At 58.8% G+C, this 21855-nt stretch carries 21 protein-coding genes; 12 read left to right on the top strand and 9 right to left on the bottom strand.

What is annotated here, in order from left to right:
• Positions 1-45: 45 nt before the first annotated feature.
• The gene (psaJ, locus tag HNI00_RS01250) at positions 46-168 is read right to left on the bottom strand and encodes a photosystem I reaction center subunit IX (protein WP_068509544.1); all 123 of its coding nucleotides are present in this window, start codon (positions 166-168) and stop codon (positions 46-48) included.
• Between the two features lie 107 nt (positions 169-275).
• The gene (locus HNI00_RS01245; protein ID WP_068509541.1) at positions 276-761 is read right to left on the bottom strand and encodes a Photosystem I reaction center subunit III; all 486 of its coding nucleotides are present in this window, start codon (positions 759-761) and stop codon (positions 276-278) included.
• A 303-nt stretch (positions 762-1064) separates the two neighbouring features.
• Here HNI00_RS01245 and tsaD point away from each other — a divergent pair, with 303 nt between their 5' ends.
• Positions 1065-2132, top strand: coding sequence for a tRNA (adenosine(37)-N6)-threonylcarbamoyltransferase complex transferase subunit TsaD (tsaD, locus tag HNI00_RS01240; RefSeq protein WP_316789985.1), 1068 nt, complete (start codon positions 1065-1067; stop codon positions 2130-2132).
• Here the strand turns inward: tsaD and HNI00_RS01235 are convergent.
• From HNI00_RS01235 to hemH, 3 genes are all read right to left on the bottom strand, one after another.
• Positions 2129-2851, bottom strand: coding sequence for an HD domain-containing protein (locus HNI00_RS01235; RefSeq protein ID WP_316789983.1), 723 nt, complete (start codon positions 2849-2851; stop codon positions 2129-2131). The genes tsaD and HNI00_RS01235 overlap by 4 nt on opposite strands.
• 49 nt (positions 2852-2900) lie before the next feature.
• Positions 2901-3698 carry a tetratricopeptide repeat protein gene (locus HNI00_RS01230; RefSeq protein ID WP_316789980.1) on the bottom strand — a complete coding sequence of 266 codons (798 nt, stop codon included), beginning with the start codon at positions 3696-3698 and terminating at the stop codon, positions 2901-2903.
• An 87-nt stretch (positions 3699-3785) separates the two neighbouring features.
• A complete protein-coding gene (gene hemH, locus HNI00_RS01225; RefSeq protein WP_277773229.1) occupies positions 3786-4949 on the bottom strand; it encodes a ferrochelatase in 1164 nt (387 codons plus the stop codon).
• A 382-nt stretch (positions 4950-5331) separates the two neighbouring features.
• Here hemH and HNI00_RS01220 point away from each other — a divergent pair, with 382 nt between their 5' ends.
• Positions 5332-6519: a site-specific integrase gene (locus HNI00_RS01220; RefSeq protein WP_316789975.1), complete on the top strand. Its 1188-nt coding sequence runs from the start codon at positions 5332-5334 to the stop codon at positions 6517-6519.
• A 114-nt stretch (positions 6520-6633) separates the two neighbouring features.
• Here the strand turns inward: HNI00_RS01220 and HNI00_RS01215 are convergent, their stop codons facing one another.
• From HNI00_RS01215 to HNI00_RS01200, 4 genes are all read right to left on the bottom strand, one after another.
• On the bottom strand, positions 6634-7968 hold the full coding sequence (locus HNI00_RS01215) for a hypothetical protein (protein ID WP_316789974.1): 1335 nt from the start codon (positions 7966-7968) through the stop codon (positions 6634-6636).
• Between the two features lie 82 nt (positions 7969-8050).
• Positions 8051-8551 (bottom strand): hypothetical protein, encoded by a 501-nt coding sequence (locus HNI00_RS01210; RefSeq protein WP_316789971.1) that lies wholly within the window; start codon positions 8549-8551, stop codon positions 8051-8053.
• Entirely contained in the window at positions 8523-8960 is a 438-nt protein-coding gene (locus HNI00_RS01205) for a hypothetical protein (RefSeq protein ID WP_316789969.1), read from the bottom strand. Before HNI00_RS01205 ends, HNI00_RS01210 begins: the two co-directional genes overlap by 29 nt.
• Before the next feature lie 75 nt (positions 8961-9035).
• Positions 9036-10355, bottom strand: a complete 1320-nt coding sequence (locus tag HNI00_RS01200; protein WP_316789967.1) for a hypothetical protein — start codon at positions 10353-10355, stop codon at positions 9036-9038.
• Positions 10356-11089: 734 nt separating this feature from the next.
• On the opposite strand from HNI00_RS01200, the gene HNI00_RS01195 reads away from it, so the two are divergent.
• From HNI00_RS01195 to HNI00_RS01150, 10 genes are all read left to right on the top strand, one after another.
• Positions 11090-11524 carry an Npun_F0494 family protein gene (locus tag HNI00_RS01195; protein WP_316789965.1) on the top strand — a complete coding sequence of 145 codons (435 nt, stop codon included), beginning with the start codon at positions 11090-11092 and terminating at the stop codon, positions 11522-11524.
• Positions 11525-11701: 177 nt separating this feature from the next.
• A complete protein-coding gene (gene cobQ / locus HNI00_RS01190; protein WP_316789964.1) occupies positions 11702-13198 on the top strand; it encodes a cobyric acid synthase CobQ in 1497 nt (498 codons plus the stop codon).
• Positions 13199-13266: 68 nt separating this feature from the next.
• Positions 13267-13506 carry a 2Fe-2S iron-sulfur cluster-binding protein gene (locus HNI00_RS01185; RefSeq protein WP_316789961.1) on the top strand — a complete coding sequence of 80 codons (240 nt, stop codon included), beginning with the start codon at positions 13267-13269 and terminating at the stop codon, positions 13504-13506.
• A 28-nt stretch (positions 13507-13534) separates the two neighbouring features.
• Positions 13535-14059, top strand: a complete 525-nt coding sequence (gene folK / locus HNI00_RS01180) for a 2-amino-4-hydroxy-6-hydroxymethyldihydropteridine diphosphokinase (RefSeq protein ID WP_297078192.1) — start codon at positions 13535-13537, stop codon at positions 14057-14059.
• On the top strand, positions 14056-14859 hold the full coding sequence (locus tag HNI00_RS01175; protein WP_316789959.1) for a 5-formyltetrahydrofolate cyclo-ligase: 804 nt from the start codon (positions 14056-14058) through the stop codon (positions 14857-14859). The genes folK and HNI00_RS01175 overlap by 4 nt, the downstream gene beginning before the upstream one ends.
• Positions 14860-15059: 200 nt before the next feature.
• The gene (locus HNI00_RS01170) at positions 15060-16388 is read left to right on the top strand and encodes a class I SAM-dependent methyltransferase (protein ID WP_316789957.1); all 1329 of its coding nucleotides are present in this window, start codon (positions 15060-15062) and stop codon (positions 16386-16388) included.
• A 123-nt stretch (positions 16389-16511) separates the two neighbouring features.
• Complete coding sequence (locus HNI00_RS01165) at positions 16512-17837, top strand: class I SAM-dependent methyltransferase (RefSeq protein ID WP_316789955.1); 1326 nt, start codon at positions 16512-16514, stop codon at positions 17835-17837.
• 136 nt (positions 17838-17973) lie between these two features.
• Positions 17974-18456, top strand: a complete 483-nt coding sequence (locus HNI00_RS01160) for a type IV pilin-like G/H family protein (protein ID WP_316789953.1) — start codon at positions 17974-17976, stop codon at positions 18454-18456.
• A 302-nt stretch (positions 18457-18758) separates the two neighbouring features.
• Positions 18759-21014 carry an O-linked N-acetylglucosamine transferase, SPINDLY family protein gene (locus tag HNI00_RS01155; protein ID WP_316789951.1) on the top strand — a complete coding sequence of 752 codons (2256 nt, stop codon included), beginning with the start codon at positions 18759-18761 and terminating at the stop codon, positions 21012-21014.
• Between the two features lie 219 nt (positions 21015-21233).
• Positions 21234-21770 (top strand): DUF3122 domain-containing protein, encoded by a 537-nt coding sequence (locus HNI00_RS01150; protein ID WP_316789949.1) that lies wholly within the window; start codon positions 21234-21236, stop codon positions 21768-21770.
• Positions 21771-21855: the final 85 nt, after the last annotated feature.

The raw sequence follows: 21855 nt of genomic DNA, 5'->3' as shown, positions 1-21855 counted from the left end.
GGCCTGGAACGATCGAGCGCCACAGGCCTCTACTCAAGATCCGCACTAGGGGTGGAACAGCAGATCCGGGAAGAAGCGGTTGAACTCAATCAGAATGCCAGCCGTGATGAACATCCAGATCGTTGCCAGCACGGGGGCTGTCGAGAGGTACTTCAAGAAATACTGCATGAACAATGCTCCGAAACGTGAGAGACGTTAGCTTGAGAGACCGTTGAAAACCTGGTTGAAATCCTGCAAAAACGCGAAATGCGCGGGCCGCACCAAGGCGTGAGCGCCTAGCGAGGGGACACCGTGATTTCGTTGTCGGGGGCAGTTAGCTTACCCGTTGTAAACTCCTGCACCGCAGCCAGCGGCCACAGCAGCCCGGTCGTCATGAATTTCACCGCGCGGGGCACGTCGATGATGATTTCAGCCATTTCAGGCTCTTTGTCGCCACGCACCGAAATCACGTAGGCGCGACCGACCCAGCCAATCCACCCGGCAATATAGAGGAACAAAATGCTAGGAATGAGAAACTCGCCCGCATGGGAGAGGCTGCCGTCTACGATCAGATGGGGCAGGCCGTCTTCGCCGCACAGGACGGAGGAATAGGACTGGAATCGGGCTTTGGCTTGGGCAGTGACAGCCTTAGCAGCACGCGCCTGAAACGCTGGCGAATCGGCGCAGGGAGTCAGGTTATAGGCGGAGGCGGGGGCTGCAAACCCTCCCCACAAGGAAACCGCCAATACGAGGGCAAATAGCTGAGCAAACAACTTGCGCATGGAATTGCTTCCCTTGTTACAAAATGCAACGACTTATTACAAACAATTAAGATGCTTTTAGAACAGCATTCACGCTTTGGAGCGATCATACTCCGCAAGCGAAGCGTGACCACGTTAAGCTTTTAGAAAATTGACAAGCGCTCAAGGAAAATCGCTGGCAATTGCCAGAAGCCTTGATAGGATTAGCTCTTGACGACTTTTGATATTAGCTTGAAGCGGGTACAGGCGCTACAAAAGTTCAAAGAACTCTACATTTGGGGTTGGGCGGGAAGTTGAGTATTCGAGTTAGGAACCAAGCTTGAGATGCCAACGGTTTTAGCGTTAGAGACAAGTTGTGATGAAACGGCTGTGGCGGTGGTGCGCGATCGCCACCTGTTAAGCAATGTGGTGTCGTCGCAAATCCAGGTTCACCAGCAGTATGGCGGCGTGGTGCCGGAGGTGGCCTCGCGGCATCACTTAGAGGCAATGAACTGGGCGATCGCCCAGGCGTTGACCGATAGCGGGCTGGGCTGGGCAGAGATTGACGGCGTGGCGGCGACCTGTGCGCCGGGGCTAGTGGGGGCGCTGCTGGTGGGGCTGACGGCTGCTAAAACGCTGGCCATGCTGCACCATAAGCCATTTCTCGGTGTGCATCATCTGGAAGGCCATATCTACGCTTCCTATCTCAGCGAACCAGAGCTAGAGCCGCCGTTTCTCTGTCTGCTGGTGTCGGGTGGGCACACGAGTCTGATTTACGTCAAAGGTTGCGGCCAGTATGAAACGCTGGGCGAAACCCGCGACGATGCCGCCGGAGAAGCCTTTGACAAGGTAGCGCGGCTGATGGGGCTGGGCTATCCGGGCGGCCCCGTGATCGACCATTTGGCAAAAGACGGCAATCCGATGGCGTTTGCGCTGCCAGACGGCAAAATTTCTCTGCCAGAGGGCGGCTATCATCCCTACGATTCCAGCTTTAGCGGCCTAAAGACGGCGATGCTGCGGCTGACCCAAAGTTTGCAGGAATCGTCTAAACCGCTGCCCGTAGCTGACCTGGCCGCCAGCTTTCAAGACACAGTGGCGCGATCGCTCACCAAACGGGCGATCGCCTGCGCCAAAGATTATGGACTGGGGGCGATCGCCGTTGGCGGGGGTGTGGCGGCCAACAGCGGCCTGCGGTTCCGCCTCCAGGAGGCCGCCGAGCGCGAAAATCTGCGCGTCCTGTTTCCGCCGCTCAAATTTTGCACCGACAACGCCGCCATGATTGCCTGCGCCGCTGCCGACCACCTGAAGCACGGGCACACCTCGCCGCTGACGCTGGGCGTACAGTCTCGCTTGCCGCTGTCGCAGGTGATGTCGCTTTATCAGTCGGGGTGCGCTCCGTCGGGGGGCGATTAGTCAGGATGCAATCCGTCAGGATGCGATCCGTCGGGGTACGATCTGTCGGAGTGAGGAGTGGTGTCTGGGTCTGGCAGCAAGTAGCCTGCTGCAACCGCCTGGTGGATTAAAGCCTCCACAACCGGCCAGAGTGCGGGAGCGCCCTGCTTCACAGGCTGCATTCGCCCCAAGACGCGATCGCACGTTATGCCATGCAGCCGCCAGGTGCCGCCCTCGGTTTGCAGATTGTGCAAAAACGGCTGGAAGCGATCGAGGGCGTGGGCGAACCGGGCATCCACGGTCTCCGCCGCCTCAAATTCTTCCCAGCAGGCGCGGAGGGGTTGCCCCAAGTCGGGCGGCAGCAGCCCAAACAGGCGATCGGCGGCGGCTTGTTCCCGCTCAGCTTTGTCCTGATTGGCCTGGATGTCAAACGCAAAGGTATCGCCTGCGTCGATTTCTACCAGGTCGTGCAGCAGCAGCATTTGCACCACCCGCGACAGGTCGATGGGGGCGGGTGCGTATTCTGCCAGGGCGATCGCCATCAGCGCCAGATGCCAGGAGTGTTCGGCGCTATTTTCACGGCGCGAGGCATCGGTCAGCAAGGTCTGGCGCAGCACACCCTTCAGCTTGTCGATTTCTAGAACAAACTGAATCTGCTGTGCGAGGCGAGTCGGCGCAGGGCCAGTGGCAAGGTCAATAAGGTCAACAAAGTCAACATGAGAAGAGAGAAAGGATTGCATCGCCACTTTCGCACAGCCCAGAGAGGACAAAAATGTAAAGATCCAGGGACTACTCCCCGGCTTCCAGTTGGCGAATCAGCGTTTGGGTAAAGTGATAGCCTTCGCGGTTGCCCTGCTGCTGGAAGAGGTTCAGCGCTCGTTGCAGATCCTCCAGTCCAGCTTGGCGATCGCCCTGTTCAAACCGCAGCATTCCGCGATTGCCGTAGGCTTCTGCAAAGTTGGGATTGAGCGCGATCGCCCGGTCATAGTCGCTCCGCGCTCCTTGCAGATCCCCCAGCGCCGTCCGCACTTTGCCTCGGTTGTAATAAGCGTCTGGGTTTTGGGCATTCAGCGCAATCGTCTGGTCAAAATCTTGCAGGGCGCTTTGGAGATTGCCCAACATGAGATGAGCCACAGCGCGATCGCCATAGGCCTGGGCATGGGTCGGGTCGAGCGCGATCGCCCGACTCAAATCCGTAATTGCGCCCTGCGGATTGCCGACATCAATTTGGGCTTCACCGCGACTGTAAATCGCTCTGACGTTTTCTGGCTCTAGCCGAAGGGCTTGCTCAAAATCGGCGATCGCCTGGTCAAAGTTGCCGACATCGTGGTGCGCCTGTCCACGATGCAAATAAGCAGCCGTGAAGGTCGGATCTTGCTGGAGCGCCAGGGTAAAAGCGGCGATCGCCTCTCGGAAATTGCCGCGATCTGCCGCTTGCTGTCCCTGATGCAGCAGATCCTCGGCACGGGCTTCAGCCACGTGAACTTCTGCAATGCTGAGCGATCGCCGAGCCAAGGCAGCACTTGGCGCAGCCATGATCCAGAGGCTCAGCCCCAGAGAGGAAACTAGGCTCAGGGCGTTGACCATAGACAAACCTCCGCTTCTCTGAGGGTGTGCAGTGGGTGTGCAGTTTCTGTTCAAGCCACAGCCGTTATCAAGCTACAGCAGATCAAGCTACAGCAGCCCCAGCGAGTGCAGCGGGCCGTGACCGCTGATTAGCTCCACCAGCAGCGCCAAGAAGCCCAGCATCGCCAGCCGTCCGTTCCAGACCTCCGCCGCCGTCGTCATGCCCCACTCCCAGCGCTCCGGCGGGTAGATCTTGGTGGTTTCGGCGGGGCGGGCGATCTGATCCAGCGTCAGGTTGGGCGAATTCAGCGCATCCACCACCATCTCGGCCAGGTCGTTGATGAAGACCGGATGGGTGTTGAGCGCAGGCACTCGCTGGAAATTGTGAATCCCAGCCTCTTCAGCAATCTCGCGGTATTCAATATCAATCTCTTGCAGCGTTTCGATATGCTCTGACACAAAGCTGATGGGCACGACCAGGAGATGCTGAACGCCCTGGGCAGCCAGTTCGGCGATCGCATCTTCGGTGTAGGGCCGTAGCCACTCCACCGGGCCCACGCGGCTTTGGTAGGCCAAAGTATGGGCATTGGGACGATTCAGCGTCCGCAGGATTAGCTCCGTGCATTCCTCAATTTCGCGCTGGTAGGGGTCGCCCGCCTCTTCGACATAGCTCAGCGGCACGCCGTGGGCGCTAAAGAAAATGTGAACCGCGTCGGGATTCTCAAACTGATCCAACTGCTGAGCGATCAGATCCGCCATTGCCCGCAGGTAGCCGGGGCGCTTGTACCAGGAGGTGATTACCGTGTGGTCGATCCGTTGCAGCGCGGGATCTTCTGACCAAATTTTTTCTAGCAGGCGGAAGGAGGAACCGCTGGTGCTGATGGAAAACTGCGGGTAAAGCGGCAAGATCACCAGCCGATCGACCCCATCACGCTTGATGCGGGCGATCGCCTCTTCCGTAAAGGGATACCAGTAGCGCATCCCAATGTAGACCTGCGCCTCCTGTCCTTTTTGCTGAAGCTCAGCTTGTAGCGCTTGCCCTTGCTCCTCAGTAATCCGCCGCAGGGGAGAACCGCCGCCGATCTGGCGATAGTTTTCCTGAGACTTGCGGGTGCGGCTGTTGGCGATTAGCCAGGCCAATGGCTTTTGCAGCCAAGGAAACGGCAGCCGAATAATTTCCGGGTCGGAAAACAGGTTATAGAGGAACGGGCGCACATCCTCTAGCTGATCCGGCCCTCCCAGGTTTAATAGCAAAACCCCAACACGACCCATAGTGACTACGGCTTCCCTTGGCTTTAATATTTGTTACTGATTTTAACAACGATTCAACCTGAGAGACTTTCTCAACTACGCCGAACCCCAAAAGCTTAAACTTTCGTAATCTTTGTAACAAGTCTGTCTCAAGTCTGTCTATTGAGGCTGTCGCTGAAGCTGTAACCAGCGTCCCCCGCAAATCCAAATTTGGATCTGCACGGTATATAAGAAACTTAGCGGCTTATGCTCCAATCGTCCAACCGATTTTGGATTGGCGATTTTGGATTGGCGATTTTAGCTTGGCGATTTCGGAACCGCCGTACCAGCAATGCACCCGGCTGCCGAAAACCAAAACTCCAAAACCCAAAATCCAAAAAATCCTCCCCTCTCTGACTTTCCCATGCCCAGCCTCGACGATCGCATCCTGCAAACCAACCAGCGCCTCAGGGCAGCACGACTGGGGCTACAAATCGAGCGGCGGGGAGAAAAGCTGAGCCTGCGGGGGACGCTGCCGCCGCGACCAGGCAGCCATCGGCTGAATCCGCACCAGCAGCGCATCAGCCTGAACCTGCCCGCCACCCATGATGGACTGAAGCAAGCGGAAACCGAAGCCAAAATTATCGCCGCCCAGCTTTTGCAAAACTGCTTCGATTGGCACAATTATCTGCCTGTGAAGGGCGGTGGACGGCTGAGCCAGATGGACTTGTCAGAAAAGCTGGCGGCGTTTCAGCAGGAGTTTTGGACGCGGCAAGAGGGCGCAGCAAATCCCGCTTCGGTGCGGACGACGTGGGAGAAGGCCTATGCGCCGTATTTGAAGAAGCTAGAGGCGATCGCCCAAGCTCGCCCCAACCTCAGCCTGGCCGAAGCCATCTACGCCACGGTGCAAGCCACCCAGCCCAACACCCGCAGCCGCCAAATCTGCTGCACTGCCCTTGGCGCACTGGCAGACTTCCTGCATGTCGAGCTACCCATCGACCTAAAGACTTACTGGGGCAACTACGGCAACAGCAAAACCCAACTGCGCCAATTGCCCACCGAAGCCGATATCCTCGCCGCCTACGAGCAAATCCCCAACCCGGCTTGGCGCTTTGTGTTTGGCATCATGGCGACCTACGGCTTGCGAAACCACGAGGTGTTTTTTTGCGACTATGATGCGCTGCGGCAGGGCGACCCCAGCGGTGTGATCGAGGTGCAAGACACCACGAAAACTGGAGCGCACCAGGTCTGGCCGTTTCCAGTCGAGTGGGTGGATCGGTTCAGCCTGCGCGAGGTGATGCTGCCGCCAATCACCACCGATCTCCGCCAGACGACGCTCCAACGCATTGGGCAGCAGGTCGCCACCCAGTTTCGCCGCTATAACCTGCCCTTTTCGCCCTACGACCTGCGCCACGCCTGGGCCGTGCGAACTATCCATGTGGGGCTACCCGATACCGTCGCTGCTCGCATGATGGGCCACTCCGTCGCCGTTCACACGCGCACCTATCACCGCTGGATCACCCGGCGCGACCAGCAGATGGCGGTGGAGGCGGCCTTGCGACGAAGCGAAGCTTGGGGCGATGAAAAGGCGGGTCAGCCCAGCTTAGGCTAGGGTTCAGCCCAGGTCTGCCCCTTCTGAAATTTGCGAAATTTGCTAAGAGGCGAATTCCGGCAAGTTCCCAATCTAACGGGCGATCGCCCCACGAGTTAGCCCTTCTAAAACTTGCTAAAAGGCGAATTCTGGCAGGTTAATGCTGAACAGCGAGTCGAGAACGCCCGATTTCTCAGTCGATGTTTCAGGCGATTTCTCAGTCGGTGGGGCCTGGCCGAGGGAGGGACTGGGAGGGCTGGGCAAATCGCCACCCACAGATGAGTTAGTGGCTGGGGCAGCGGGCGGCGGCGTGGGTGGATTGAGGGCAACGGGCTGGCTCGTTTGGGTGCGGTAGTGTTCGTGGGCGCGGGCGATCGCTCTCATGCGGCGATCCTGGTCGCGGGAAATGCTGTCGGCGGTGTTGCCCAGTCCAGGCGCATTCCACTGCTGCGTATCGGGGTCGATGAAGGCGCGGGTGCGGGCCCACAGAATTGCCGATTCGCCCTGCATTCCCCGCCGCCGCGCTTCAGCTAGCCAGTCGATATAGCCGCCCCGATCGAGCGCGGCCATGGGGGCCTGGTTTGCCAGGTCGATGCCGTTTAGCAATTCCTCCAGAGTGAGAGAAATGCCGTGGCTGGCTGCCTTGCGCTGGAGCAGGTCGGCCTGTTTTTGCAGCCGTCGAAGCTGGCGTTCGTCGGCCTCCTCTGGGGAGCTTGCGCCGTGCTGATAGGAAAAGCTGCCCAGATTCCACATGCCGTTGCCGGGGTCGGTATGGCCGTAGTAGGCTTTGGTGCGCTGTCCGTCGGCGGCGCGAGTCCCTTCGGCGCTGCCCACAACCCTCGCCACCAGCGAGTCTGCGCCGCCGTGAAACAGGGCTTCCAGTTCGCCGTTGGCGGGCTTTGGAACTGGCGGCGCAAGGCCGAGTAGCCGCGCTGCACCGTTTATCGCTTGATTTACTGCCTGATTGACTGGGAAAGGCTGCGGTTCTTCGGCTTTTTGCTGGGCCAGATGACCAGCGGGCACATCAAACCGCAGCTCAACGGATTTTGACCCTGATGGCGCAATGGGTAGGGTCAGGGATTCTTCAGGAGAGGCGGGCTGACTCGTCGCCACCAGAGCCGGAGCCGCAGATGGACGAGGGTTCGCAGGTCGGAGAAAGGGCTGGGAAAAGGGCTGGGGAAAGGGCTGAGCAATTGCCTCGAAGCCACCCGTCGGCGGCGGGGGCGGCAACTCTGGATTGGCCCGCGAAGCCTCTTGCATGGGCGGCTCGGTCGCATTCGCGGGCACTTGCAGGGGGACATCCAGCGGAGGCTCCAGCATGGCCGTTGGCGTTGCGCTTGCAGACGGCTCTACCGATGACGGCTGCACCACCGCCATCTCAAAACTCAGCGCCAGGTCATCGGCATGGGCGGCGGTCGAGTCACCCAGGGCGATCGCCACCGCGCCCAGCAGCAAGAGGGTACGGTTCATGGGGGGAAAAGGAAAATCAGGCTTGTTTTGAGTGTTGGAATCCCAGGGGTTTTGCCCCTGCCCGCTATCCCGCTATTTATCGCTATCTACTGATCATCCGCTCCAGCATTTCCTTGGAGGGTTCCACTAGGGCCCAGGTGCCGTCGGGCTGGCGGCGGAGGGCGGCGAAGTGGAGATAGTCGGCGGAGCCAAGGGTGTCGCCGCTGCGGACTCGCCCAGTTTTGCCAGACTTGAGGCCGCAGAGGCGAAACAGGTAGGCAGGCACGTCGGGCGTGGAGTAGATATAGCAGCCCGGTATGTCATTGGACTGCACCTCGCCGTCGAAGGGAATATAGACGCGATCGCCCTTCATCTCGATGGAGATGTCGCCTAGCCCGCCCGCGATGCGGTGTTTGCCGACGGTGCTGCCAAGCTGCAATTCCCAGCTTTGCTGAATCGGCACGGTTCGCACTGGGCGAGGGGCTTGGGAGCAGGCAGTCCCCAGCAGGGCGATCGCCATCAGGCTTGTCCAGGCGTTGCGCCAGCACCTCTGGAAGGGGGGCTTAACGGGAGGCTTATTGGAAGCTAAAGCGATACCCAGCATACTCGTTGCCCTCGTAGAGAATGACGAGGCGAGTCTGCGGGTCAAAAGCGAGCGGATAGACCTGGCGCTCGGCGGCCACGCCCGCCCTCACCTGAATGTTTTGCAATTGGCAATAGGGAGCGCCTGCAATTTGCGTAATGCGATCGCGGCTGTCGCGTTCGGGCACTGTGAGCAACTGGGCAAGCTGTTCGCGGGAGAGGGCGACCTGCTGATTGACCGTGCCCTGGCAGGCTTCGTGATGGCTGCCGGAGGCAACCGGCGACACCATGCCGCGCAAATCTACCAGCAGCCCCGCCATCGCAATCACCATGCCGCCGACCAGCACCGGGTTGAGCGTGGGTCGATCCAGACCGTGACGCTCTAGAGGGTAATGCTCCAGATTATGACGCTCTAGATCACGGCGCTTCATCGTTGCCGCCCTCCCCAACCATCACCAGGCCGCTGAAGACAATCAGGAGCCATATCGCTCCAAGTAAAACTGAGGTCATAGCACGCGCCCTCCGATCAACAGCCCCAGGAAGATGAGGAAAATCCGATAGCCCCAAGTGATGCTGGTGTGGGGGGCGACGGTTGTGCGATAGATTGCCAGGGCCGCCGGAGCGACAATCAGCAGCGCGACGGGGAGCCAGAAGCCCGCATTCATCGCCAGCAGCCAGTCTGCGCCGATACGGGCGATCGCCGCGCCAATCAGCAGCACCGCAGAGGTCTGCATCGAGGGTGCTTCCGTCATGGGGGGCCGCCCTGCTGTGGCAGGGGTGCTTTGCCGCTGCATCGAGCGGGCCGTCCGCTGGCGATCGCCGGGCAATAGCACCTGGTTGACCAGCGCCATCAAGCCCCGCAGCGCCCGCTGAGCCGTCGTCAGTGCGATTGCGATCGCCGACGAGGAGGGCGCTGACGCAAGCCCCGTGGAGCGATGTCGCCGTCCCCGACCAACCGACCCGCTGCTGTGCCCATCGCCTCGATGCCGCAGACTTTGGGCCATCCATTCGGCATCGCGCTCTGCCTGGAATAGGTCAACCGGACGCTTGGTAACCACAAATGCGCCTCTTTCATCTCGCTGCACAAGGGGAACCTCAGTGTCCAGGTATTCGCAGAGGGCAGGCAGATCACTCGATTCGCCTGCAAAGATGTGCTGCTGGGTGTCCAGGGCTTTCCAGTCGCGTTCTAGCTTTTGGGCGATCGCCTTTAGCTCCAGCATGGCGGCTTCCTGGGCGGCAGAAAGCTGGTTGATTTCGTCTGCCTTCACTTCTAGCAGGCGCATTACTTCCGCCGCCGGGAACTCAGGACGGGTCGGCGCTTCAGGATGAGACTTGCGCCCCGATGCAGTGGCGACCGGGGTTTTGGGCGATGCAGCGGCAACTGGTGCAGCAACCGCCGCAAACGACGCAGACGGCACACCAGACGGGGCCGACGGCACAAAGGTTGAGGTCAGCGCTGCTGACATGGCCCGCAGCGACTCGGCAGCCTGCTGCAATTCGGCGGCTTGCTGGGCTTCGGCGACGGCTGTGCGGACGGCCGCAGTCACGTCGGCATCCGTGGGGCGATTTTGCGCCGCAACACCAGCACGACTGCGCTCTAGAGGGCGTTCTGGAGGGGTGATTCCCGTAGGGATCGCTTCGCGATTCGCGCTCATCCGTCCTGTAGCTGCGCTCTGGGCAGGAAACATTTCCACCATGCGGGAGGCAGGGGACGACGAGACAGCGACTTGTCCAGCCCGAATGGCCTGGAGCCGCTCCTGAATTGCGCGAATCTCGACCTGGCTGGCGGGCATGGATGTGGGTTGGGCGGCGGGGGATTCCTTCATGCGTTCAACTCCTGAAGCGTGCTGACAGTCTGAGAACCTGGGACAGCGCAGAGCAGTGAGCGGGACGATTTGCTCAGGTCTTGCTCCGTTGACCCGGAGCGCTTGCTCAGATGCGCTAAATCATGCGCTAAATCAAATGCACTAAAATTAAAGGTGATCCAAGTTAGTACCTAAGTACTTGTTTCTGTATACCCCTCATGGTAGCTCAAAATAGTATTTATGTACTAAATCCGTCAACCCTTTTGTCTATGTCTCTTGATACTGGGCTTGAACGCTTGCAGTTGACTTAAGATTGGCAGGACTGATGAATTGGGTGAATCGGCTTCTTTTGGGCTACAGGGGCGAAACCCTCCAAACTTGCCAGTCCTGTTTTTCTGTTGCTTTCAGGGCAAATTGGGGCATCCTGGAAGTCAGACCGTCGTGCGATCGCCCCGTCCTTTCTATCGGCCCTAGAATAAACAAAGCGTTGTTTGCAAAAGCCACGTTCGAGCCTGGTTCTGGTAGGACGCTCTGGGTTTTGCTAGCCCATCATCCTGCCTGAGTCGTAGACTCGTAGATTTCACGCCCGTCATTGCCTGCCCGTCATTTCACGCAGAGTGCCGCACTGTCTTCCAATCTCCGTCTTCCAATCTCTGTCTTCCAATCTCTGTCTTCCAGCCTCTGTCAGTCTGCCTCGTGTTCTCTTGCTCTGCGTTTCGCCCCTGCCTTTTTTGCGTCCAGCCTTTTTTGCGCCTATGACTGCGATTCAGCCCCCCGACCGCGCTGCGACCCCCGATCAATCGGCTCCAAGGTATCCGCTGTCTACGCTTAAGCGGGCCCGCCGGGCAGTCGCCTGTTCCCCCTTTTTGCTGCCGCTGTTCGCCACGATGCGCCAGGAGGGAGTGTCGCTGAGGGCGATCGCCGGATCATCGGGTGTGCAGCAGCGCTACACTCGCCGCCCGCTGGCGGAACTGGCTGCGGAAGATGCGCTGCTCTGGCTCATCGATGTGGGTGTCCTGCGGCGCGAGGTCGATGGACAGGGACTCACCGATAGCTTTCGGCTCACGCCGCTGGGCCGCATTCTGGTAGACCAGTGGGTCGAGCGCAACCGGATTCCCGCACCAACCCTGGGCGATCGCCTCGCTAACTGGCTATCTCGCCGGTTTCGTCCACCTGCCTGGCTTCAGTAGCTCATCTGCGCTCTGAAAGATTTCCGCCAGTCTTTCAGGGTTTCTTGCTTCATAGGCTGTAAATCAAAACAGCGAGTCAAAACATCTCGAAACCATCTATTCCTGCGCCCGTACTCTGCTTCGCACCTAGCTCATGCACATCGCCCCTGCTCGCCTACGCTCTTTCGGAGGTCTTGGATGAAAGCCATCATGGTGGTGGGAACTGCGTCTCATGTCGGAAAGTCTATGCTGACGGCGGCCCTGTGCCGCATCCTGAGTCGCCGGGGCTGGCGAGTTTCCCCCTTCAAAGGGCAAAACATGGCGCTCAATGCCTACGTCACCGCTACGGGTGGAGAAATTGGTCATGCTCAAGCAGTGCAAGCCTGGGCAGCGGGTGTTGCGCCCCGCGTGGAGATGAACCCCATCTTGCTCAAGCCCCAGGGCGATATGACTTCGCAGGTAGTGCTGAAGGGACGGCCTGTCGGGCGCGTCAGTGCGGCTGACTATTACGCCGAATATTTCGAGCCAGGCTGGCAGGCGATCGAAGAATCTCTGGCGCGGCTGAGCGAAGAATTCGACCTGGTCGTGTGTGAGGGGGCAGGCAGCCCGGTCGAGGTGAACCTGAAAGAGCGTGACCTGACCAATATGCGCGTTGCCACCCACCTCAACGCGCCGACCCTGCTGATTGCCGATATTGAGCGGGGCGGCGTGTTTGCCCAGATTGTCGGCACGCTGGAATTGATGGAGCCAGAGGAGCGTGCCCTGGTGAAAGGCATCATCATTAACAAGTTTCGTGGACAAAAGGCGCTGCTCGACCCTGGACTCACCTGGCTAGAGGAGCGGACGGGCATCCCGGTTCTGGGGGTGATTCCCTGGATGGAGCATTCCTTTCCGGCAGAAGACTCGCTCTCGCTGTTTGATCGGGGGCAACAGAGCGGCGGCAACGAAGTGACGGTCGCCGTGATTCGCCTGCCGCGCATTTCAAACTTTACCGATTTTGACCCGCTAGAGGCGGAACCTACCGTTTCCGTGAAATATATCGGGCTAAAGGATTCCCTGGGCTATCCCGATGCCGTCATCCTGCCAGGTTCTAAAACGACCATTCCCGACCTGATTGCCCTCCAGCGCACTGGGTTGGCCGAGGCGATTCAGAAATACGCCGCTGCGGGCGGAACGGTGTTGGGCATTTGCGGCGGCTATCAAATGATGGGCACGATGCTAGCCGATCCGGAGGGCGTGGAAGGTCAGGAAGGTCGCTATAAGGGGCTGGGTCTGCTGCCGATTAAGACGGTAATTACAGGGCAAAAGGTAGCGCGGCAGCGACAGGTCACGTCTAATTTTCCGCAGGTGGGGCTGCCGGTGCTGGGCTATGAAATTCACCAGGGACGCACCCATCTAGCCGATGCCGACCAAGAGCCGGATGGGCCTGTGTTCAAGCCGCTGTTTGACGATCGCAATTTGGGCGTGGTGGACTCTACCCAGTCGCTCTGGGGCACTTATCTGCACGGTATTTTCGACAATGGCGCGTGGCGGCGGGCCTGGCTGAACCGACTGCGGCAGCAGCGCGGCCTCAAGTCGCTGCCGACGGGGGTCTCCAACTATCGAGAGCAGCGGGAGTCTATGCTAGACTCTCTGGCTGATGCCTTTGAGTCTTACCTGGATTTATCGGCGCTGTCGTCTTATTTGGATGGCTGATCTTATTTGGACGGCTGATCTTTGCATAGCTGGTTCGCGTCGCCCATGAGTTTAGACATGATTTAGAAATGAGTGTAGAAATTCACTTTTTGCCCGACAATGTGACGGTGCAGGCAGACCCCGGCGAGCCGCTGCTGGAAGTGGCGGAACGGGCGGGTGTGATGATTCCCACAGGCTGTTTGATGGGGTCCTGTCATGCTTGCGAAGTGGAGGTGAATGGCGACGAGTCGGTGTGTGCTTGCATTAGTGCCGTTCCCGCCGGGTCGCCCCGGCTCACCATCAACCTCTACGTGGACCCCACTTGGTGATTCTCCTGATTACTTTCCATAATTTTCCATGATTGATGAATTTGAGCTGCCGAATGCGGTGCGGGCGGCGATCGCCCTTGGCAGCAACCTGGGTGATTCGATCGCGATTGTCGAGTCGGCCATTGAGGCGATCGCCCGCGTTCCCGGTGTGCAGCTCATCGAGCGATCGCACCTATACAAAACTGCCCCCGTCGGCCCGCCCCAGCCAGACTACATCAATGCCTGCGTGCTGGTCTATACGCTGCTGCCGCCAGACACGCTGCTGGGCGTGCTGCTCGAAATTGAGCGCCAGTTTGGGCGAGTGCGGCGAGAGCGCTGGGGGCCCCGGCTGCTGGATCTCGATCTGCTGCTCTACGGCAACCGCATGGTCAACACACCCACCCTGCAACTGCCCCATCCCCGGATGCGCGATCGCGCCTTCGTGCTGTGGCCCCTGGCGGAAATCGCGCCCGACTGGGTGGAACCCGTCACCCTCAAAACCATGAAGGCCCTGCGTGACCAGATTGATGGCTCCGGCATCCAGATCATCATCACCTTAGGGCTGAACGGATGACGGGCCCGCCCGCCGATCCAAATGCCCACCCGCCTGTGGTGGAATGGGGCGATCGCCATCCCGCCAAAGCCCAACTGCGGAACTCGGTCTGGCAAAGCCTGAAAGACAGCGGCGCAGCCCTCCGCGACCCAGTGGGCCATATCCCCCACTTTGCCGGAGCTGAAGCCGCCGCCGAGCAGCTTGCTGCCCTACCCATCTGGCAGCAGGCGCAGGTCGTCAAGTGCAACCCCGACCGACCGCAAGCCCCCGTGCGGCTGCGGGCGCTGCAAGACGGCAAGCGACTCTATATGGCCGTGCCGCGCCTCACCCGCCGTCAGTGCTTTGTGGAACTCGACCCTGCCACGCTGCAACGGCAGGGCATTCCGTTCAAGCAGGTGGCCGCCATGCGTCAGGCGCTCATCCACGGCCGCCTGGTCAGCTTTGACGAGATGCAGCCGATTGATCTGGTCGTCGTGGGCAGCGTCGCCGCCACGGACGCAGGCGGGCGCACAGGCAAAGGCGCAGGCTTCGCCGACCTGGAACTCGCCCTGCTGCAACAGTTCAACCTGCTGAAGCCCGACACGCAAATCATTACCACGATCCACCCGCTGCAACGGGTCGCCTCAGACCAACTGCCTGTGGAACCCCACGACTGGCCGCTGGACTGGGTGATCACGCCAGACGGGGCGATCGCCACTCACCACACCTTCCCCAAACCCGCCGGAATCGACTGGGCCGCCGTCCAGCCCGATCAATACCGCAAGATTCCGATTTTGCGGGCGCTGCGAGAAGAGCGGTTGGCTGATCAGGAGTCAGATTGATAGACGTTGGGTGATTTTGGGATAAAAGGGCGATCGCCCGCGTGGGTCACGCTGCCCAGGTAACTCTGTCCCGCAGATGGGCATACTCATACAGAAGACGCAATCGCAAATTCCACAATCCTTCCTATTTCCCTCTTCGTTCTTCGTTCTTCCTTCTTCGTTTTTCCCTCTTCCCTCTTCCCTCTTCCCTCTTCCCACCCATGCTCCCCCCCGAAGCCCTGGACAAAATCCGCCAGCAATTTGACCACGCGCCCTATCCCCGCGTGCCGCTGGAGCAGTCGCCCAAGGACGATCCAAATTCTCTGTTCAAACACAGCCTGATAACGGCATATTACCGCCGCGAAGGTCGCGTCATCGACCCACAAGATCGGTTGATTTTGGACGCGGGCTGCGGCAGTGGCTATAAGTGCCTGATGCTGGCGGAGGCCAATCCGGGCGCAAAGATTGTCGGCATGGACTTGTCGGAAAAGTCGGTGGAGCTAACCCGCCAGCGGCTGGCTTACCACGGGTTTGACCAAGTGGAATGCTACGCCGGTCTGATCGAGGAATTGCCGCAACTGGGAATGCAGTTCGACTACATCAACTGTGACGAAGTGCTGTACCTGCTGCCCAATCCGCTGGCGGGGTTGCAGGCGATGCGCTCGGTCCTCAAGCCGGACGGCCTCTTGCGGGTGAATCTGCACAGCGCTTATCAGCGTCGCCGCTATTACCAAGCGCAGGATTTGTTCCGGATGCTGGGGTTGATGGAGGGCAACCCAGAGGAGCTAGAAGTCGGGCTGGTGCATGAAACCATGAACGCCCTCCAGGATCACGTCGTCCTGAAAACGACCACCTGGCATCCGATTTACGATCAGCAGCCAGAGGGTGTGCTGGTCGATCATCTGCTGCTGGGCGATAAGGGCTATACCATTCCTGATCTGTTCGGGTTGCTAAAGTCGGCAGACCTAGAACTGATCAGCATGGTGAACTGGCTGCATTGGGATTTGCGCGACCTGTTCCAAAATCCCCATGCGCTGCCGGAGCCGTGGGACCAACTGGTGCCCAATTGCTCGATCGAAGACCAGCTTTATTTCTACGAACTGCTGAATCCGGTGCATCGCCTGCTGGATGCCTGGTGTGGCGTTGCCACCGAAGCGGAACCGCCCGACTCGCGCCCAGACCGGACAGTGCAAAACTGGGCGCTGAGCGACTGGCAGCGGGCGACCCTGCACCTGCATCCCCAACTCCGCACCGAGCGAGTGCGTCAGGCACTATTGGCGGCGTGTCAGGCTTCTCAGCCGTTTGAAATAAGTCGCCACCTCAGCCAGGTTTCGCCAACGCCCGTGGTGCTGAGCAGCAGTCAGGCACTTTCGCTGCTGCCGCTGTGGGACGGGCCGCACTCCATCGCGGCGATCGCCCATCAGTATCAGCGCTTCCACCCCGTCCAACTGCCCAGCCTGGAACCGATGACCCCGGATGCCGCCCTGGGGCAAGCGGTTGAACTGATCAAGCGGCTGGAGCGGTGTTTGTTTGTCCTGGTTGAGCTTTAGCGCAATGGTGTGATGCCACGACATCAACAAACAGCATCAACAAACAGCATCAACAAACAGCATCAACGCCCCCTTTACGCATCTGAATCATCTGAGCGATTATCCCGTTCCCCCATGACCCCAATGTCCTCTTCTACCCTCGACCAACTCCGCGCCCAGTTCGACAACGCGCCCTATCCCCGGATTCCGCTCGACCAGTCACCCCTGGCGGACTATGACATGCAGTTTGTGCATAGCATGGTCACGCCCTACTATCTGCGCTATCGGCGGGCAGCGGATACCGTAGGCAAGGTGATCCTGGACGCGGGCTGTGGGACAGGCTATAAGGCGCATCTGCTGGCGATCGCCAATCCCGGTGCCACGATCATCGGCGTTGACCTGTCGGAAGCGTCGGTCAAGCTGGCGCGGCAGCGGCTCGACTATCACCAAATTCCCAACACCGAGTTCTATACGCTGCTGATCGAAGACTTGCCCAGCCTGGGGATGCACTTTGACTACATCAACTGCGATGAGACGCTGTATCTGGTGCCCGATCCACTGGCAGCATTACAGGCGATGACCAGCGTTCTCAAGCCCGACGGCATCCTGCGGGTCAATCTGCACAGTGCCCTCCAGCGCCATGCGTTTTATCGAGCGCAGGAACTCTTTCGGGCGATCGGGCTGATGAAGCCGGAAACCTCCCAGAGCGAAGCCGTGCAGGTGGTGATCAACACGATGAAAGCCCTAAAGCCAGATGTAGTGCTAAAGCAGCACGCCTGGAAGCCTGAATATGAACGGCCCGAAAGCGACGGCAGCATTTTGGCGAATCATCTGCTGGTGGGCGACAAAGGCTTCACGATTCCTGACGTGTTTGACCTGCTGGGCGCGGCTAATCTGGAATTTCTCAGCATGGTGAACTGGCGACACTGGCAAGTGCCCGATCTGTTTAAGGACGGCGACGACCTGCCCGCGCTATGGGGCATGAGCCTGATGGCCGCCGATCCGCCAGCGCAATTACGCATGTATGAACTGCTACATCCGGTCAATCGCCTGATGGATTTTTGGTGTGTGCGGGCGGATGCGGACCCACCGGGGAGTCCTGTCGATGCCTGGGACGATGAAGCATGGCAGGAGGCAAGGGTGCATCTGCATCCGGTGTTGCGGGCTGCGCCGATCCGAGAAGCGGCGATCGCCCAGATTGAAACCGGCCAACCCTTCGAGCTAACCCGCTACATCGACCTGCCCGCAATGGGAACCGTCTCGCTGACGGCCCTAGAAACGGCCTGCCTGCTGCCCCTCTGGGACGGCCCTCAGACCGTCGCAGCTCTAGCCCAGCGCTGGCAACAGATCCAGCCCACAGACTGGGCAACGCTGGAGCCACTCAGTGAGAACACGGCATTTGCTAGGGTACAAAATTTGTTGAACCGACTCGATGCGTTTTTATACGTACTCACTGAGTTAGATTCCTGACACTGCAAGGCTTTCAGCCCTTCGGAAAATCCCAGAAAATTTTTGAGACCCCTGATATGAAACTGACGCAAGCTGGGCAAATTAACGCTAGGAGTTAGAAACCCAGTATCCCGCAACCTCAAGGAGACTCTACCCTATGAAGACTGAACTGAAAGCAAAGTTTTTGCAGCACCTGATCGACAAGAAAAAGGGCGAAGAAGGCTTCACGCTGATTGAACTGCTGGTGGTGATCATCATCATCGGTATCCTGTCTGCCATCGCGCTGCCCTCCTTCCTGAACCAAGCCAACAAGGCTCGCCAGTCTGAGGCTCAAACCTACGTTGGTTCTATCAACCGGGGTCAGCAAGCCTACTTCCTGGAGAAGAACACCTTTGGTGCGCTGAGCAACCTGGAACTGGGCATCAGCAACACCAAGAACTACACCTACGCCTCTAGCGCCTCAGGTTCGGGCGCTGCTGCTGTGGCAACCACCACCGCTACCCCGACCGCAACGCTGAAGGGCTACGCTGGCAAGGTGTGGGTTGCGACCGCAAACGATGGTAGCGCCACCACCCTGGCGCTGCTGTGCGAAGGCGGCATTGGTAGCGTCCCCACGATCGCAGGTACCGTCTGCCCGTAGGACTTGGATGTAAGCCGGACTGCGATGGAGAGGAGTCAGCCTTAGCGCTGTTTTTCTCTCAACTTGCAACTGGTGCTACGTTCTCTTTTCTTGTATAGAAGGCTGTTGGGAGAATCTCCTGACAGCCTTTTGTTTTAGAGTGCGTTTGTTTTAGAGTGCGTCAGAGTGCGCCAGCGTTTCGATTTTCGCGGGGGGATTGGGTAACCTAATCGAACAGAGAGTCAACATTGCGATCGCTCTCTAAATCCCTGCAAGTTCGCATCTGCCCCAGCTTTTTTCCTTGCAAGATACCCCCGATTCCTATGACAGAGCTGACTTTGAGTTCCGAGCCTGTGTCTGATAGCGCCGCCCCTGTCGATCCCAGGCTGCAAGAGGCGATCGCCCTGGTTCGGGCTGAGCGCTATGACGCAGCCGCTGTTGCGCTGGAGCAACTGATCGAGGAAAACGCTGCAATTCCCTCGGCAGTCTGGCATTTGGGCTTGGTGCGGCTGTTGCAAAAGCAGGAAGAAGAAGCGCAACTGCTTTGGACAATGATGATGTCTGAGGCAGCGCCAGACCAGCTTGAGCCTTGGACGACAGAGCTATCAAACCTCCTGCACACCGAGGCCCTGCGCCAGCAGCGCAAAGGACAGGCGCAAGCGGCCTGGCTGATTCGCCGCCACCTGCGGGAAGTCAATCCAGCAGACTGGCAAAATGCGCTGCATCTGGTGGAACTTGAGCTAGAGCTAAAGCAGTTTCAGGCAGAGAATCTCGAAGAACTGGGACTGATTGAGTGGCTCCGGACAGAGCAGCCCACCGCCGCAGAGATGGAGCATCTGTCTACCCTCGTCAAGCAACTGCTGGAAACCATTCCCTACGAAAATGCTGTGATTGCCTTGGTGCAGGCATTTATTCCACGAGTGGAGCAGCCAGCCGACTGGATCGATCCGCTGCTGGCGGCAGCCTACAACATTTCTTCCAAAATCATCAACTACAGTCGCGCCATTCCCTATGCGGAACTGTGCCATCAAATTGACCCCTATCATTCCGCCACGCTGCTGCGGCTGAGCGCCTATTACCAGGACAGTGAGCAATACGACAAAGGAATCGACTTTGCGGAGCGGTTTTTGGCAGGCACTCAAACAACACTACAGCGCTGGATGGGGACTGCCATGCTGCTGCGGGGGCTGATGATTCGCGGCGGACAGTGGGAACGGGTGACGGCGACGCTGCAAGACATCACGGCGCTTTCAGAAACCTTTCTCGCTGAGTACGAGTTTAAAGACGATCAGCTCTTGGACGCTTCGATCCTAACTGCGTCGATGTACTTTTACCCGTATGTTAGCGATTCGCCCAGAGAGACGCGATCGCTGCAAAATCGAGTGGCCAAGCTCTATCAAGACGATCTCACGGCATCTGTTAAGCAGAAAAGCGATCTTTACATCCCGTATCCGCAAGCGCCGCTGGTGCGGAGCGTCGAGCGCAAAAAGCTGCGAGTAGGATACATCTCGCGCTGTATGCGGGCACACTCGGTCGGCTGGCTGAGCCGCTGGCTGCTGCATCATCATGACCACGACCGCTTTGACATACACGTTTTGTTTAATCAGCAAATCGAACCAGGGGCCTTTGGGCGCGAATGGTTTGCCAGCAAAGCCGACAGCGCTTACGCCATCGAAGGCGACATTCTGGGCATTGCCAAGACTATTCGTGAAGATGAAATCGACATCCTGGTTGATTTGGATAGCATTACGTCTGATTTGAACATGGGCGTGCTGGCGCTGAAGCCTGCGCCCGTGCAGGTGACGTGGCTGGGGATGGATGCGTCGGGTCTACCGGCGGTGGATTACTTTATTGCCGATTCCTACGTCGTGCCTGACGATGCCGACGAATACTATGCCGAGACCATCTGGCGTTTGCCGCAGACATATTTGGCGGTGGATGGGTTTGAGGTGGGTGTGCCGACGCTGCGGCGCGACGATTTGGGCATTCCCAGCGATGCCGTTATTTACCTGAGCGCCCAGATTGCCTACAAGCGCCATCCCGAAACGGTGCGGCGGCAGATGCAGATTTTGCGTGAGGTTCCCAATAGCTACTTTTTAATTAAGGGGGCAGGGGATTCGGAGTCGGTGCGATCGCTGTTTTTACAGATTGCGGAAGAAGAGGGCGTGGCGGGCGATCGCCTCCGTTTCCTCAGCCGCGACAAGACAGAGCTAGACCACCGGGCCAATCTGGCGATCGCCGATGTGGTACTTGACACGTTCCCCTACAACGGCGCAACGACCACGATGGAAACCCTGTGGATGGGCATTCCAATGGTGACGCAGGTGGGTAAACAGTTTGCCAGCCGCAACAGCTACGGCATGATGATGAACGCGGGCATTACCGAAGGCATCGCCCATACGCCAGAAGAGTATGTGGAATGGGGTGTGCGACTGGGCAGGGATGCGAAATTGCGCGAAGAGATTCAAACCAAATTGCGGCGATCGCGCCAAACCTCGCCGCTGTGGAATGCCCGCCAGTTTACCCGCGACATGGAACGCGCCTACGAGCAGATGTGGGAACGGTATTTGGAAGGCTGAGGGAGGGGAGGGGGTTGGTGGAAAAGGGAAGAAGGAAGAGCGAAGAACGAAGAACGAAGAAGGAAGAACGAAGAAGGAAGAACGAAGAAGGAAGAACGAAGAACGAAGAGCGAAAATCTGAAATCTAAAATCGAGATTCCGTTGATGGGAGAATGCACGAACGGCGGCATCAATCCCCCCGGAATCTCCGGCTCCCTGCTATATAAGAACCAGAGCATCATGCAAGGTTGGCTTATGGAAATTCGACGGCTGGGGCGCTGGGGTCTGGTTCTGTTGTGCGGCGTAGTGCTGTGGTTGGGGTGGGCGTTGCCTGCGATCGCCCTGATTCATCCCTATCCGGAGGGTGGGGGGCAGGTGATGGTGCGATCGCTCCAAACGCTGCGAGACGAGTCGGATCATGCGTGGCAGGCGGTGCTGTTTAAGCGGGTGCGCGATGGACAGGTTGTGGATTTTCGGCTGCGGCTGGTGGGCTATCCGGGGGCGGCCTACCTGGCCCATGCCCAGCCGCTCAGCATTTCCACCGGGCGCAGCGAACAGTGGACTGCTCCCGATGTCTTTGGCACGTCTCGCCTGAATGATGATTTGGCAGGAAATGTCGGCGAGTACGATTTTCGAGACACAATGTTACGCTTGCAAACCGACATGCCCCTGCGGTTGGCGCTACCGTTAGAAGAGGGGCGATCGCTCGAATTAACGATTCCTCCCTTTGCCGTCCGCGAATGGCGACAACTCCTCGACTGGCAGCATGAGGATTAGTTCAAGACTAGGATTCCACCCCAGGATTCTGGTCGCGTCTTCTGACCCTTGATCCTTCACTGCCCTCTCTCGGTTCTCCCGCTTC

The organism is Thermoleptolyngbya oregonensis NK1-22, assembly GCF_032705245.1.
In the GTDB taxonomy this organism is placed as follows: domain Bacteria; phylum Cyanobacteriota; class Cyanobacteriia; order Elainellales; family Elainellaceae; genus Thermoleptolyngbya; species Thermoleptolyngbya sichuanensis.
This window is presented reverse-complemented; position numbering and strand designations above follow the sequence as displayed.

Coding starts and splice junctions, on each gene's coding strand:
- psaJ (WP_068509544.1), bottom strand. CDS start 168: ATGCAGTATTTCTTGAAGTACCTCTCGACAGCCCCCGTGCTGGCAACG.
- HNI00_RS01245 (WP_068509541.1), bottom strand. CDS start 761: ATGCGCAAGTTGTTTGCTCAGCTATTTGCCCTCGTATTGGCGGTTTCC.
- tsaD (WP_316789985.1), top strand. CDS start 1,065: ATGCCAACGGTTTTAGCGTTAGAGACAAGTTGTGATGAAACGGCTGTG.
- HNI00_RS01235 (WP_316789983.1), bottom strand. CDS start 2,851: ATGCAATCCTTTCTCTCTTCTCATGTTGACTTTGTTGACCTTATTGAC.
- HNI00_RS01230 (WP_316789980.1), bottom strand. CDS start 3,698: ATGGTCAACGCCCTGAGCCTAGTTTCCTCTCTGGGGCTGAGCCTCTGG.
- hemH (WP_277773229.1), bottom strand. CDS start 4,949: ATGGGTCGTGTTGGGGTTTTGCTATTAAACCTGGGAGGGCCGGATCAG.
- HNI00_RS01220 (WP_316789975.1), top strand. CDS start 5,332: ATGCCCAGCCTCGACGATCGCATCCTGCAAACCAACCAGCGCCTCAGG.
- HNI00_RS01215 (WP_316789974.1), bottom strand. CDS start 7,968: ATGAACCGTACCCTCTTGCTGCTGGGCGCGGTGGCGATCGCCCTGGGT.
- HNI00_RS01210 (WP_316789971.1), bottom strand. CDS start 8,551: ATGCTGGGTATCGCTTTAGCTTCCAATAAGCCTCCCGTTAAGCCCCCC.
- HNI00_RS01205 (WP_316789969.1), bottom strand. CDS start 8,960: ATGAAGCGCCGTGATCTAGAGCGTCATAATCTGGAGCATTACCCTCTA.
- HNI00_RS01200 (WP_316789967.1), bottom strand. CDS start 10,355: ATGAAGGAATCCCCCGCCGCCCAACCCACATCCATGCCCGCCAGCCAG.
- HNI00_RS01195 (WP_316789965.1), top strand. CDS start 11,090: ATGACTGCGATTCAGCCCCCCGACCGCGCTGCGACCCCCGATCAATCG.
- cobQ (WP_316789964.1), top strand. CDS start 11,702: ATGAAAGCCATCATGGTGGTGGGAACTGCGTCTCATGTCGGAAAGTCT.
- HNI00_RS01185 (WP_316789961.1), top strand. CDS start 13,267: ATGAGTGTAGAAATTCACTTTTTGCCCGACAATGTGACGGTGCAGGCA.
- folK (WP_297078192.1), top strand. CDS start 13,535: ATGATTGATGAATTTGAGCTGCCGAATGCGGTGCGGGCGGCGATCGCC.
- HNI00_RS01175 (WP_316789959.1), top strand. CDS start 14,056: ATGACGGGCCCGCCCGCCGATCCAAATGCCCACCCGCCTGTGGTGGAA.
- HNI00_RS01170 (WP_316789957.1), top strand. CDS start 15,060: ATGCTCCCCCCCGAAGCCCTGGACAAAATCCGCCAGCAATTTGACCAC.
- HNI00_RS01165 (WP_316789955.1), top strand. CDS start 16,512: ATGTCCTCTTCTACCCTCGACCAACTCCGCGCCCAGTTCGACAACGCG.
- HNI00_RS01160 (WP_316789953.1), top strand. CDS start 17,974: ATGAAGACTGAACTGAAAGCAAAGTTTTTGCAGCACCTGATCGACAAG.
- HNI00_RS01155 (WP_316789951.1), top strand. CDS start 18,759: ATGACAGAGCTGACTTTGAGTTCCGAGCCTGTGTCTGATAGCGCCGCC.
- HNI00_RS01150 (WP_316789949.1), top strand. CDS start 21,234: ATGCAAGGTTGGCTTATGGAAATTCGACGGCTGGGGCGCTGGGGTCTG.